The organism is Shewanella sp. 5_MG-2023, from assembly GCF_030547465.1.
In the GTDB taxonomy this organism is placed as follows: Bacteria; Pseudomonadota; Gammaproteobacteria; order Enterobacterales; family Shewanellaceae; genus Shewanella.
Genome location: NZ_JAUORC010000008.1, coordinates 1 through 13,476 on the forward strand (window position 1 = coordinate 1; position 13,476 = coordinate 13,476).

Genomic DNA, 13,476 nt, shown 5'->3' on the forward strand with positions numbered 1-13,476 from the left:
GCCCTGACTTAACAGTCAGGGCTTTTTTCGTTTGGGGCAAAAGAATAAATCCTAACGCTGATAACTTGAGTTATTAGTTGCAACATATCAGCGTGAGCGATGAGTGTGGACGAATGCCCATGTGAAAGTAGGTCATTGCCAAGCGCCTAATATCTCTCGTAAGAGAGTCGATAAAGGCCTGACTTAACAGTCAGGTTTTTTTCGTAGTTGGGGTAAAAGACAACAATTCCTGATGTTGATTGCTGAGTCATTAGCTGCTGAATATTATTACTTAAGGCAAGTGTGGGCAGTACCCATGTAAAAGCAGGGGTTATCTTTAGGGCTAACGGACTGAATAATGCTATGTCAGTGAACAATAGATCATAGTAAGGCTAGTCCACTAAGTCGCGCCAAACAAAGTGTGTTTTGCCAAGGGTGCAACTGTGCAGAAGTTTTTACGTTGCTGAAGTTTATTGATGGTATATTTTCGATTAGCTGTTGTTGATCTCTGTCGTCTTTAGTATGTTATTAATGCGTCAAATATTTTATTAGCAATCAACGGTGTAGCCTTGTCAAAGCGACCTTTATTTTCACTATCATTCTTAGTGCCTTTTTTTATAAGCGCCCTGTTCTTTCTATTAGTCAGCGGGGAGTTTTACTATGAAAGAGAAGAGTTGCATTCTCAATTGGCGGCTAATGAATCTAAGCACATTGAGAAAGAATTGTATCGGATGACGCATGTCATTGAGTCAGCGTTAGCTAATCAAGACACTTCAAGAATTGAACAAGAGGTTTCTCTTACTGCTATAGATAGCAATATGATGGTTTATGTCATTTTAGATGCTTCTAGCCAAATTCGCTTCGCTAATCATGTCATATGGCGTGACAGTAATGCTACTAATGTTATTGATGGTTACATCAATGACATCCATCAACAAGCGGTAAGCAATAAACGCCCACTGATTCAAACCAATTTAGAGCGTGGCTCTATACAAGCATATTATCCTATCAATGCCTCAGATAAATATAGTTATTCTAGCGCGGTAGATGTGATTTATGTTGAGTACAATATCTCCTCATTGATGGCTGAGGCTGCAGACAGCCTCCAAAAACGCTTTATTTATATTTGGGCAATTGGTGGCATAATTGTGCTACTTTTTTGCTTAGGGTTATATTTGGTACTAATTAAGCCTATTAGAACTTTAACTAAAAATGCGCAAAATATTGTCAATGCTAAAGGGGGATCGACTAAGGTGACTACCTTTGTCGATGAGTTATATTGGCTCAATAAGTCATTGGTTCAAGTAGGGCTACATTTAGCCGAAAGCAATCAACGACTGACTAATGCTGAGCAGCGTTGGTTATATTCTATTAATGCAGATCAACACGGTATTTGGGACTGGGATACTATATCCAATGGCGTCTTCTTATCAGATCACTGGAAAGAAATATTAGGTTATCAATCCGATGATATCGCTAGCTCCTATGAAGCCTGGGAAGCTTTGTTACATCCAGATGATAAAAAAGCAGTGGTAGCAGCACTTAATAATTATCTGCAAGGTAAAACTCGCAATTACGAAAGTGTTCATCGGATGCTAACTAAGGCGAATGATTACATTTGGGTGTTAGATAGAGGTCAAATTATCCAGTGGGATGAACTGGGTAAGCCAATAAGAGTCATAGGTTCGATAAACGATGTTTCTTCTGAACTTGAAAACCAACAGATTACTGTAGAAAGGCAAAGTCATGTTGGGGTGTCAGATATTATTGATCGGGAAGCGTTAGCTAACGAATTGTTTGACCTTCAAGCTTATGCGCGTAAAAGTAATCAACATTGCAGCTTGCTAGTCATTAATCTAAGCAACATTAAGTTAGTAAATGAAGCGTTAGGTGAGCAACTCACTGATCGATTACTTATGCAGATTTCAGCAAGGCTTGCTGGGAGTTTTTCAAATAGCTGTTTGTTAAGTCGTCTGGGAGATGATGAATTTGTTATTGCAGCAAAAAATTTAGGTAATAATTTAGAGCATGCCAATAAACGTGCGTTAGCGTTAGCAAGTGAAGTTCGCCAAGTGGTTGGCCGTAGTTTCAGCATATCTGGACAAGATGTTTCAGTTTTTACTCAAATTGGAATGGTGGTTTTTGATGGCCAAGAATCTTTAGAACCGAGTCAGTTACTTTCTCGTGCAGATAAAGCTTTATGCAAAGCTATTGAAAGTAAGACCAATAGCTGTGTGCTACATAGTTTACTGTTGGATGCTAGCCACAATGAACCCTTGAAATTACAACGGGACTTAAAGTTAGCGATTAAGGCTGGCCAGATATCCTTGGTTTATCAGCCTGTAGTAGATATACATGGCAATACCGAAAGTGTTGAAGTATTGATGCGTTGGCATCATCCTCAGTTAGGTTTTATTCGCCCGAAGCAATTTATTCCAGTTGCTGAGCTTTCTAACACGATTTTTGAACTTGAATTATGGATGTTAAGTCAGGTTTGCTTATTTATAAAGAGCTTACAAGCTGCGAATTTAAATTGCCCGTGCTTTTCAATTAATGTCTCTTCTAGGCATTTTCATCAAGATATGTTTGTTGATGTTATTCTTAACAAGATTGCAGAAAGAGGCGTTAATTTTAATTTAATCCAATTGGAGTTGTCGGAAGATATCTTTTCTATTAATCCTATCACTGCAAAAAATAAAATTTTAAAACTACAGCGGGCCGGTGTCAGAGTCGCTATCGATGATTTTGGATCAGGTTTATGTCCGTTACATCGCTTTAATGGTATTCATTTTGCTCAGGTTAAGCTGGCTACTGGCTATATTAATGATATTGTTAGTTCAAAAGAGGCGCGAAAGATATTCCGCTCACTTATTAATATGACCAAACAGTTAAATTATCCTGTCGTAGTAAAGCACATTGAAGATCGTCAGCAGTTGAGTTTACTGAGCGATCTTAATAGTAATTTGTTTCAAGGCTTTGTAATTAGTAGGCCGCTATCCCAACAAGACATTAAACACTTATTAGAATCAGAAATTAACCTGAGCGTGGTTTGGAAAGTACCATTTAGTTAGTTTAAGTTATAAGTTAACTGGACTTCCCAAACTTCAGACAGTCATCAGGGTTTCTAAAGTGTTAATGGCACTAATATCAATGGCGCTAGTATAATTGCTATTAATAGCTGCTAATTAGTATTGCTCAAGAAAAGCGAACATACTTGTCAGTGCTTGGTTACGTACCTCATCTACTTCCATAAATATCTCATGCCGACTGCTGTGTATCCTTTGTAGCTGGCATAAGTTATTTTCCGCTCTATCTTGGGCTGCATTATCCACAATGGTGTCTTCAGTCGCTTGCAAAATAAGAATGGGCTTGATACTCGTTGCGGCCACTTGGGTTGCGTTATCAGCTGCTGTTATAGCTTCTAATAGCCAGTTGTTTGTGGGCGAGCCTAACTGAATTTGTGGATTCTGCTCAAACAGCGCGATAGAGGCTTGATAACGATTTTGGCTATGGGTTAGCTCATTGTCAGCAAAGCTGGTTGCATTATAGTTTTTACCACCAATAACATAGTTGGGCTCTTTGTCTGCAGTATAAGTATTTAGCAGCTTGGCTAAAGAGCGAATAAAGCCTTTATTCATTGGCAAGTTGATGCCATACATGGGGGCTGAAAACACCGCAGCATTAAATGTGCTTGGGTATTGGCCCATATACAAAGTACCTATGGTTCCCCCCATTGAGTGGCCCACAAGATATAGAGCATCATGTGCTTGGGGCTGAACAATTTGCTTGATAAAAACATGAAAGTCATCGATATAAGTCTGAAATTTATCAATGTGACCCTGGTGATTATTTTTTTGACTGCGTGATGACAAGCCTTGACCGCGATGATCGAGAATATAAACGCTATAGCCTTGCTGATATATATTGAACATCAGCTCTTTATATTTTAAATAGCATTCAACCCTGCCACTACTGATGACAATTGCTTTGTTGGTGGTTGGATTTCGAACAAAAGCATAGGCAATATCGGCATTGTCTTGACGTAGTTTGGCTTGCGTTACCGCTTGCCAAAATTGTTGCTGCTCATCATTATTAAGTTGTTGCTCTGACGAAAAAGACAAATCGATCACCTTAAGCTTTAAGAAATAGGACTAGGGTTTGGCTGGATGTAAACCTTGGCAGTGTAGCAAACAGTGATACTGATGGGGAAGGTGGTTATAGAGAGCTAAATGGCAATTTAGCTCTCTAATGAGTGTCTATTATTAGTTTGCTCGTTGCTGCTCGCTAATGAACTCGTCAACCATTTGTTCTAGGATCGCCATGGTAACTGAACCATTTTCTAGCAATGCATCATGAAATAAACGGATGTTAAAGTCTTCACCTAATGCAACTTCAGCTTTGTTACGTAAACGCTTTATGGTTAATTCACCAACTTTATATGACAGTGCTTGTCCTGGCCACGAAATATAACGGTCAATTTCGGTGGTGACATTGTGTAGTGATAATGCGGTGTTACTGGCCATAAACTCTATGGCCTGCTCACGGCTCCAGCCTTTTGCGTGCATACCAGTATCGACCACAAGACGTGCTGCCCGCCACATTTCATAGGTTAAGCGGCCAAAATTACTGTATGGGTCTTGGTAAAAGCCCGCTTCTAACCCTAGATACTCTGAGTACAATCCCCAACCTTCGCCAAATGCCGAGATATAACTCAAGCGTCTAAAGTCGGGTAAGTCTGTTAGCTCTTTATTTAGCGAGATCTGTAAATGATGCCCAGGTACTGCTTCATGCAAGGTTAATGCTTCCATTTCATATAGCGGACGTTTATCGAGGGCGTATGTATTGACCCAGTAGTAGCCTGGATCATCATCACGGTTTGAGCCAGAGTAACGTCCCGTAGTGTATTTAGGGGCGATTTCAGCCGGTACTGGTTTAATGCCATAAGGGGTTCTAGGTAAGGTGGCGAAAAGTTTAGGCAAAGCAGCATCTGCTTTTTTAGCGATATAAGCAGCTTCTTTTAATAACTCTTCAGCTGTCTTTGGGTAAAACTGTGGATCTGTGCGTAAGAAATGCAGAAATTCAGCAAAGCTGCCTTCAAATTTTACCTCTTTGATGACTTGTTCCATTTCTGCTTTGATTCGGGCGACCTCTGATAAACCCAGTTGATGAACTTCATCGGTTGTCATGGCTAAGGTGGTGTAATAGGCCACGCGGTTTTGGTAAAAAGCCTCGCCATTAGGTAGCTCTTTTGCGGCAATCGCAATACGGGCATTAGGAATATATTCTTCAGTCATAAAATCGAAAAAATCTTGATACAGCGGTAGCACTTTTTGCTCAACAGTATCTCGACCTTGCTGGGTTAATTGCCGTTTTTCAGACTCGCTAAAGTGATCGGGAAATTGAGTGAAGGGTTTGTAATAACCGCTGTCTTCAACAGGGACAATATAGGCACTAATACTTTGCTCAAAACCGGTTAAGGTTACTTTTGCTGGGGTAATACCACTGCTTAAGCCCTGTTTTAGCCAAAATGTTTGCTGGGCAAAATAAGTGGGTAAGGCATTAAGTTTTGCTAAATAATCTTGATAATCTTCAACGCTATTAAAGCGCCCATTAGCGATTGAGGCGATGTAAGCATGAAAACCACTTTCGGCCGTTATCGGTAAGTAATGATCTTTAAAGTTGTACATATCAACACTGTTTTGCAGTTGGTACGCTAATAACTGTGCATTAATTTTGTCGGTTTTTGACAGGGTGGCCGGATCAATTTGCTTTAATGATGCCAGTAGCTTTTTCTGACGTAGATTCTTTTGGGCTAAGGATTCTGGTGATAAATCAGCTAATTTATCGGCCTTTGACTTATCGCCTAATGAATAGGCCAATGTCGGCGAGTAATCCAAGTCTACTTGCCAAGCGTTATCAATAATTGATTTCAGGCTCATATTTTCTACTACTGCCGCTGTAGCCGTTTCTTTTACCTGAGTTGGGGTTTCAGTTTTTTCGGGAACGCCTAAATAATATTGAGCTTTAGAACCTGAAGTCATTTTACAGCCAGATATGGCAAGCATGATTAATGCTGGCAGTATGAGCTTTCGCATGGGAAATTCCTTTAAACGTTGGTAAATAACAAATTTAGCTAACTAAGCCACAACATAGCAATTCAATCATATGCTCGCTAGTGAAATTCATCGACATAATTGTTACTGATTGCATAATTTAGTTGCTGCTAAGGTCGTTTTTTTGTCGATGCGTGTTAAACTTTGCTTGCTGGGTGTTCATAAAATAAAAAACACATTTAGCTCAAAAATTCAATAGGGGGCAAAAATGATCAATACATCCATTCCGCTGGTTGATTTGCATCGTCATTTAGATGGCAACGTGCGGGTCAAAACGATTTGGGAGCTTGGCCATCAGCATGGTATTCAACTGCCTGCTAACTCAATTGCAGAGTTGGCTCCCTTTGTTCAAATTCAAGGCAAAGAAAATAGTTTAGTGGCATTCCTGACTAAGCTGGATTGGATGGTGGGCGTATTAGCTGATTTAGATGCTGTAAAACGCGTAGCATATGAAAATGTTGAAGACGCGGCAGTATCAGGGCTTGATTACACTGAACTGCGTTTTAGCCCATATTACATGGCAATGAGTCATAACTTACCGATTGAAGGCGTGGTTGAGGCCGTTATTGATGGCGTCAAAGCTGGCATGAAAGATTATGATGTTAAGGTTAACTTAATCGGCATTTTGTCGCGCTCATTTGGACAAGAGAAATGCCGCTTAGAGCTTGATGGCTTGTTAGCGCATCGAGATAGCTTGGTGGCAATGGATCTAGCTGGCGATGAACTAGGTTTCCCTGGTGAGCTATTCAATGAACACTTTAAGCGAGTGAGAGATGCTGGCTTACAGATCACAGCCCACGCCGGTGAGGCGGCCGGTAGCGAGAGCATGTGGCAAGCAATTCAAGAGTTGGGTGCTACTCGAATTGGCCATGGTGTAAATGCTATCCACGACCCTAAGTTGATGGAATATTTAGTTAAGCACTCTATTGGAATCGAGTCATGCCCGACAAGTAATTTACATACTTCAACTGTGGCTGATTATGATGCTCATCCATTTACTCAGTTTCTGGATGCTGGAGTATTAATTGGTCTTAATACCGATGATCCTGGTGTGAGCGCGATTGATATCAAGCATGAATATCGTATCGCTAAGTCAGAACTGGGTTTAACTGATGCTCAGCTGATGCAAGTGCAACGTAATGGTGTTGAAATGGCCTTTTTATCAGGCAGTGAACGCAAGGCGCTATACGCGTCAAAGTTATAGTTAGCTCCTACCTGTTTAGCTGAAAATAAACATAAAAAAACCGCTGATAATCAGCGGTTTTTTATTGCGTGATAGTAAAAACTAAATCACTCGCGAGAACTGTTGCTGACGTGCTTTTTGACGATAGTAAACGTCAAAACACATACAGATATTGCGGATCAACAGACGACCGGTAGGGCTAATGGTAAGCTTACGGTCTGTGATATCAACTAATTTATCATCAATGAAGGTTTGTAGCAGTTTTAAATCTTCAACAAAGTACTCTTCAAAATTAATATCAAATTGCTGTTCAATTTTGGCTAAATCGAGGTCGAAGTGACAAATCATTTGTTTAATCACTACACGACGAATTTCATCGTCACGATTTAAGCTACAGCCTTTCCATAATGCGTGACCTTTTTCGTCAATCGACTCGTAGTATGGACGGATATCTTTTTGGTTTTGGGCATAACAATCGCCAATTTGGCTAATTGAAGACACACCTAAACCTAATAGGTCACATTCTTCCTGAGTGGTATAACCTTGGAAGTTACGATGAAGCTTACCGGCATTTTGAAGCTTTGAAAGCTCATCATCTGGCTTAGCGAAGTGATCCATACCAATGAACTGATAACCTGCACCGGTTAATGATTCAATGGTTTGATGCAACATATCTAGCTTTTGCTGTGGCGAAGCCATATCTTCATCTTTAATCTTACGCTGAGCGGCAAAACGAGATGGTAAGTGCGCATAGTTAAAGATAGACAAACGATCCGGTGATAACTCAATCACACGCTTAATGGTTTCTGCAAAGGTTTCAGGGGTTTGGTGCGGTAGACCGTAGATTAAATCTGCGTTGGTCGATACAAAGCCCATGTCTTTTGCTTTAGCCATTAAGTCAAAAATAAACTGCTCATCTTGTTCGCGGTTTACGGCAACTTGTACCTTTTTATTGAAATCTTGTACACCAATAGAAATACGGTTAAAGCCAGCTTCTTTTAATGTATCAAGCATGGTTAATTCGATTTCACGAGGGTCTACTTCAATAGAGAATTCGCCAACATCAGCAAAATTAAAATGACTTTTAATCAGCTTTGATAAGGTTAAGATTTGCTCTGGGTTTAAGAATGTAGGTGTACCGCCACCCCAATGCATTTGGGTCACAGTGTAATTTTTGAATAACGGGGCACGCTTAACAATTTCACTTGCAAGGTATTCAATGTACTGGTCAGCTTTATGTGCATGACGAGTAATGACTTTATTACATCCGCAGTAATAACAAAGCTTGGCACAAAATGGGATGTGGATGTATAAAGACAGTTTGTCACTTTTACTGGTTTCAATCGCTGAAAGTAGATTTTGCTCAGTAAAAGTATCGTCAAATTCTAAAGCCGTTGGATACGACGTATAGCGTGGACCACTGTAGTTATACTTTTCGATCATTGACTGATCCCAACTTATTTGTGTGGGCTGCTTCAAGGCGTGTCCTCCGGGTAAATTAGCAATGTACGAAGTATGCAAGTATCTTTAACAAATAACCTTGATCTACGTTGTAAATTTGAAATTTCTCATTAGCAATTAGGTGCATTTTTGCAGGAAAAGTTAGCATTTAGGTAGATTTGTGGCATAGCTCACAGCCTCAATATCCATGTTGAGGCTGTTATCTGTCTTATAACTAAGGGATTTGTTAAAAACTGTCGGTTATTAATGCATGAAATGAAACTGTTTCAACTTCTTAGCGTCTTCAAGCAAGCTTTGTTCTAACTTTGCTTCAGATTTCATTCTGGCTAAGTCCAATTTCATTCGCTGCTGTTTAGGTAAAGCGCTGCGTGCATCTTTTATGGGATGATCTTTAATACAGGCGTAATGCTCGAAGATATGCGGGAATTCAACGGCCATTGCTTCAGACATGGATAAGGTATCAAATAACTTAGCGATTCGCATTACCCCTTCAGAAGGCTCACAGCGCTCTTCTAACATGGCTGCTGCGATATACTTGATATCATCTAATACTTGTTGTTTTTTGGCTCTGGCTTCTATTGTGCGCTGCTTACTGGCTGCTAGTGATGCCTGTTGTTGTTTCTTGACTTGTAATAGCAAGTATCCGGCGTAAGAAGCTAAAAGTAATACAATGATGACAGCGACAACAATAACAATGCTAGACACAGTTTATCCTTAAAGTGATGTTAGGCTTGAATAAGGCTTAGTTTAGAATAAATAGAAAAATGGCATATCTGAAATAGATATGCCATTTAAAAGTAGTAATGATTAAGACTGGTAGTCTTTTAATACATCCGCGCCTGTTTCAAAGCGCTCATATAAATCATCATCTGAAGCGGCTTTTTTACTCGGAGCGGCTGGTGCTGGTAATTCTTCAGCATCCGAAATGCCTAATTTTTCCATCAGCGATTCAATTTTAGATAATTGGCTATCTAACCATTTCTGATCGTCAGCGGCTAAGTCTTTGCCTTCTTCTAGCAAATCAAGCAAGTCATTAAACCTTGGATCTTCTTCAAGCTTTAATAATTTTTGCTCGTCAGTCAGTTTAGGCTGTTTCACTTTTGCACTAGCAGCAACAGTTGCTTCTTTAGCTGGTGCAATCGATAACGCAACAGGCTTCTTGCTACCATGACGAGGGTCATTATTTTTTTGCGTTTTCACATGTGGTGATTCTTTTTCAATCAGGGCTTCGTTATGACGGCTACCTGATTTACGACCAGAATCATTCTTCTTGCCGCCGATGACTTTGCGCTCAGACTTTTTGACTCTTGGTGCTTGTTTAGGGCCATTTTCGCCGCCCTTGCGCGATTTTTTACTACGAGCCATTGGTGATCTCATTAGGTTGTAAAATTTGGCTAGACGGATTCATATCCACCTTGCACTAAATAAGGATGCGCTTTATATCAGACTTTGATGTTTTTTGCATCAATACGAGCTCTTTTGCTGCAAATAATAGCGTAAATTCGCTGTGTTGTGCCAAATACTCGAAAGTTTGTTGCTGATAAAAGCTAACGTGAGTGGGGTTATTCTTGAAATGCCATTTAGAAAAGTGATTTAAATCAGTCATTAAAGACGTACTTATTGCTAACCATCCACCAGGTTTTAGCAATTTTGACAGTAATTGCCATTCTTTACCTGGTTGCTGGAAATGCTCTAGTACCCGATAGCAGCAAATGAAATCGTATTGCTGATTGAAAAGTTGTTGATTGGCTTTAACAAATGGGTCGTACTGATAAAGGCGGTGACCCGCGTGTTCAATTTTGTCGAGGCTGGCTTTGTCTAGCACCCTGCCAAAATTGAGCCCTGTCAATGAACCACTTTGCTGGGCGCTTATCTGTGACAGCAAGGGTTTGATAAATTGAATTAGTTGCTTTTGCTTGCTGGCTTTATTGGCTCGGCCATAACGCTGTAATTGCGCTGCCGGCATAAGGTGGGATTGGGGGTTAGCGAAAACAAGGCCGCATTGATCGCAGCGGTAAAAGGCTCTTTTTTTATCTTGTAGAAAAAATTCAGCACGATAACGGCACAAGGGACATTTTATCATTGAAGTAAGCAGGCACCTGAACAAAAACAAAGATATATATCAATCAATAGCAGATTTAGGTTGATTATGAAAGTGATTACAAAAAGCGGAAATAAAAAAAGGTGGCAGTAAACTGCCACCTCGTAAAACAGTGCTTATCACACTATATTCTGATTCCAAGTATCCGTACTTGCTATGTGACTATCCCGGTCAGTATCCTTCTTGTTTTTAGCGCTTTCCATGCTTTTTTAGTTGTTATCGGTCTTCAATGACACTTTATTTAAATCCTGTTGCCGTCCTGACCACAGCTTCCGTAGATGGTCTTCAATGACACATCAATTTCCTAGTTGTCTTCAATGACATTAGTAAACAATCCATGTTTAAAGTACCGTCCAGTGATATCAAGCCTCCGCAAGTGCATCCTAAGCAATTAGCTTCCTTTGCCGCTACTTTAATCCTTAAAGTAGTGTCCTTATGGGGTTTTATCTCTGTTGCGTAAGGGAGTGCTATTTAAGCGTGTCGACCATTCGGTCTAATCCTTACAAATTCTATATGACCTGGACTTCAAGCTGAAATCACTACTCTTATTATTTTTAGTGAGTGGTCTTATTTATATTATTGTTATTGGTAAATATTATTCTTATATCTTAAATGTAAACGTAGCCGAAATCTGTGAGATAGAATTGATATTTTTGTTCTGACAGTTGGGTTCATTTCGGTACGGGGCTATTTAACCCTAAAAGAGTGATCTCTGTCAAGCCTCAATAACCTCAAGTTTACGTAAACGTAAACTTGAGGTTGTAAAAAAGGGTGAATTGTCACCCTTTTTGTCGTTGTCAGCGCGAGCAGTAAAATTTACTTAAGGCTTGAAATATATTGAGATAATGCTTGGATATCACTGTCAGTTAGCTTTTTAGCAACATCTTGCATCATGCCATTGAGATCGTTGTTACGATTTGTATCGCGGAATTTATTTAGCTGGATTTTGACATAATCAGCATGTTGACCACCAATTGATGGGAAGCCTGCAAGCTCTGCGCCTTTACCATCTGGTCCATGACATGCCATGCATGAAGTGATACCACGATCCATATCGCCGCCTTTATAAAGGGCTTCGCCTTCAGCAGGAATACTCGCCACATCGGCTACATTTAATGTTTGGCTAGCATAATATGCAGAAACATCCTTAATATCTTGTTCAGATAAGGATATTGACATGCCTATCATGGTAGGATCATTACGACCTTCTTTGCCGCCGCTTTTAGCCGCCGCTTGGAAATCATGTAATTGCTTTTCTAGATAAGATGCGTGCTGTCCGGCCAGTTTAGGCCAAATAGGAGCAATGCTGTTACCGTCAACACCGTGACAGGCTGAACACATAACTGATTTAGTTTTACCCGCTTCCACATTACCTTCAGCGATTGCAGGGGTTGATATAGCGGCAAATACAGACAGCGCAAGAGCTAACTTTTTCATGGCGTTCCAACTTCTTGTTTAATTTATTGTCCTGAGCTTACTAGGGTGACCTGCAAGCGTGGTAAAATCTACAAACTGTGATCCGGGTAATATTTTACACGAAAATGTGGAAAAGTAAGCAAATCTTACATAATTAAGGTATTACCTAAAAATTATTGGAGTAAATCGTGTCAGAAACGCGTATAGATTTTCGAAAAACCAAGTTTTTAATTAGTGCGCCAGACATTGCACACTTAAATGAGTACTTACCTGGTGATGCCGGAGTAGAAATAGCGTTTGCTGGCCGCTCTAATGCAGGTAAGTCAAGCGCCTTGAATGCATTAACGGATCAAAAAGGCTTAGCAAGAACCAGTAAAACCCCCGGTCGTACTCAACTTATTAATGTTTTTGAACTTGAAGAAAACCGTCGTCTAGTTGATTTGCCTGGCTATGGTTTTGCTAAGGTGCCTTTAGCATTAAAAAATAAATGGCAAAAAGCTTTAGGTGAATATTTACAAGAGCGCGCCTGTTTAAGCGGTGTTGTGGTGTTAATGGATATTCGCCATCCGCTTAAAGATCTCGATTTGCAAATGATTGAGTGGGCTGTGCTGAGTGAAATCCCAGTGTTAGCTTTGCTTACTAAGTCTGATAAGCTCGCGCAAAACGTCAAAATGAAGACAGTTAATGCGGTGCGTAAAGAGTTAGCTGAGTATGGGGATTGGGTTAAAGTTGAACCTTTCTCTTCTACTAAAGGGACTGGTAAACCTAAAGTGCTAGGCATTTTAAATGAGTGGTGTAACCCAAGCTGGCTCACTGAAGCTGAAGCGGAGCAAGCATCGCAAGAGCAGGCTGAATAAGAATAACTAATTCTTATTCAGTTTAAAAAGGCTATTAAGACTTTGTACTTAGTAGCCTTTTTTGCATTTAAAAATCGAGTTTCGAAAAATGGCAAAAAAAAACCGATAACTAAATAGCTATCGGTTAAAAAAATTAGCTCTTTTGGGGAGAAGCTAAATTCAACAAGACTCAAGTGCCATCTACTCATTGATGACGCTCAATAAGCTCATAATACCTGTTTCTTAAATGTAGTTAAAGTATTTGCTCTAAAATTTATTTTGGGCAAAAAAAAGCTCCAGCATATATAGATGCTGGAGCGCCATAATTCGGCTTGTCACTATTTCTAGTGAAATAAAAAGGTCTGAAAGATGGAACATCTTAACCTC

At 39.9% G+C, this 13,476-nt stretch carries 10 protein-coding genes; 3 read left to right on the top strand and 7 right to left on the bottom strand.

Annotation, left to right across the window (positions count from 1 at the left end; genetic code table 11):
• The first annotated feature begins 653 nt into the window (after positions 1-653).
• Positions 654-3,050: a bifunctional diguanylate cyclase/phosphodiesterase gene (locus Q4557_RS05950; RefSeq protein ID WP_241903448.1), complete on the top strand. Its 2,397-nt coding sequence runs from the start codon at positions 654-656 to the stop codon at positions 3,048-3,050.
• A gap of 114 nt (positions 3,051-3,164) precedes the next feature.
• Here the strand turns inward: Q4557_RS05950 and Q4557_RS05955 are convergent, their stop codons facing one another.
• Together Q4557_RS05955 and Q4557_RS05960 are read right to left on the bottom strand one after the other, a co-directional pair.
• On the bottom strand, positions 3,165-4,109 hold the full coding sequence (locus Q4557_RS05955) for an alpha/beta fold hydrolase (protein ID WP_102476006.1): 945 nt from the start codon (positions 4,107-4,109) through the stop codon (positions 3,165-3,167).
• A gap of 132 nt (positions 4,110-4,241) precedes the next feature.
• Positions 4,242-6,074 carry a DUF885 family protein gene (locus Q4557_RS05960; RefSeq protein WP_102436166.1) on the bottom strand — a complete coding sequence of 611 codons (1,833 nt, stop codon included), beginning with the start codon at positions 6,072-6,074 and terminating at the stop codon, positions 4,242-4,244.
• Between the two features lie 226 nt (positions 6,075-6,300).
• Here Q4557_RS05960 and add point away from each other — a divergent pair, with 226 nt between their 5' ends.
• Entirely contained in the window at positions 6,301-7,296 is a 996-nt protein-coding gene (gene add, locus Q4557_RS05965; protein ID WP_102476005.1) for an adenosine deaminase, read from the top strand.
• Positions 7,297-7,377: 81 nt separating this feature from the next.
• Here add and hemN read toward each other — a convergent pair whose 3' ends face one another.
• The 5 genes from hemN to Q4557_RS05990 all read right to left on the bottom strand — a co-directional run bounded on the left by hemN (position 7,378) and on the right by Q4557_RS05990 (position 12,274).
• Complete coding sequence (gene hemN / locus Q4557_RS05970) at positions 7,378-8,754, bottom strand: oxygen-independent coproporphyrinogen III oxidase (protein WP_076542040.1); 1,377 nt, start codon at positions 8,752-8,754, stop codon at positions 7,378-7,380.
• 225 nt (positions 8,755-8,979) lie between these two features.
• Positions 8,980-9,441: a DUF2489 domain-containing protein gene (locus Q4557_RS05975; protein WP_102436162.1), complete on the bottom strand. Its 462-nt coding sequence runs from the start codon at positions 9,439-9,441 to the stop codon at positions 8,980-8,982.
• A 102-nt stretch (positions 9,442-9,543) separates the two neighbouring features.
• Positions 9,544-10,101 carry a Der GTPase-activating protein YihI gene (gene yihI, locus Q4557_RS05980; protein WP_076542043.1) on the bottom strand — a complete coding sequence of 186 codons (558 nt, stop codon included), beginning with the start codon at positions 10,099-10,101 and terminating at the stop codon, positions 9,544-9,546.
• Between the two features lie 55 nt (positions 10,102-10,156).
• Positions 10,157-10,819, bottom strand: coding sequence for a methyltransferase domain-containing protein (locus Q4557_RS05985; RefSeq protein ID WP_303411358.1), 663 nt, complete (start codon positions 10,817-10,819; stop codon positions 10,157-10,159).
• Positions 10,820-11,653: 834 nt separating this feature from the next.
• Complete coding sequence (locus Q4557_RS05990) at positions 11,654-12,274, bottom strand: cytochrome c (protein ID WP_102435891.1); 621 nt, start codon at positions 12,272-12,274, stop codon at positions 11,654-11,656.
• 167 nt (positions 12,275-12,441) lie between these two features.
• On the opposite strand from Q4557_RS05990, the gene yihA reads away from it, so the two are divergent.
• Entirely contained in the window at positions 12,442-13,110 is a 669-nt protein-coding gene (gene yihA / locus Q4557_RS05995; protein ID WP_102435889.1) for a ribosome biogenesis GTP-binding protein YihA/YsxC, read from the top strand.
• Positions 13,111-13,476 lie beyond the last annotated feature (366 nt).

Coding starts and splice junctions, on each gene's coding strand:
- Q4557_RS05990 (WP_102435891.1), bottom strand. CDS start 12,274: ATGAAAAAGTTAGCTCTTGCGCTGTCTGTATTTGCCGCTATATCAACC.
- Q4557_RS05985 (WP_303411358.1), bottom strand. CDS start 10,819: ATGATAAAATGTCCCTTGTGCCGTTATCGTGCTGAATTTTTTCTACAA.
- yihI (WP_076542043.1), bottom strand. CDS start 10,101: ATGGCTCGTAGTAAAAAATCGCGCAAGGGCGGCGAAAATGGCCCTAAA.
- Q4557_RS05960 (WP_102436166.1), bottom strand. CDS start 6,074: ATGCGAAAGCTCATACTGCCAGCATTAATCATGCTTGCCATATCTGGC.
- add (WP_102476005.1), top strand. CDS start 6,301: ATGATCAATACATCCATTCCGCTGGTTGATTTGCATCGTCATTTAGAT.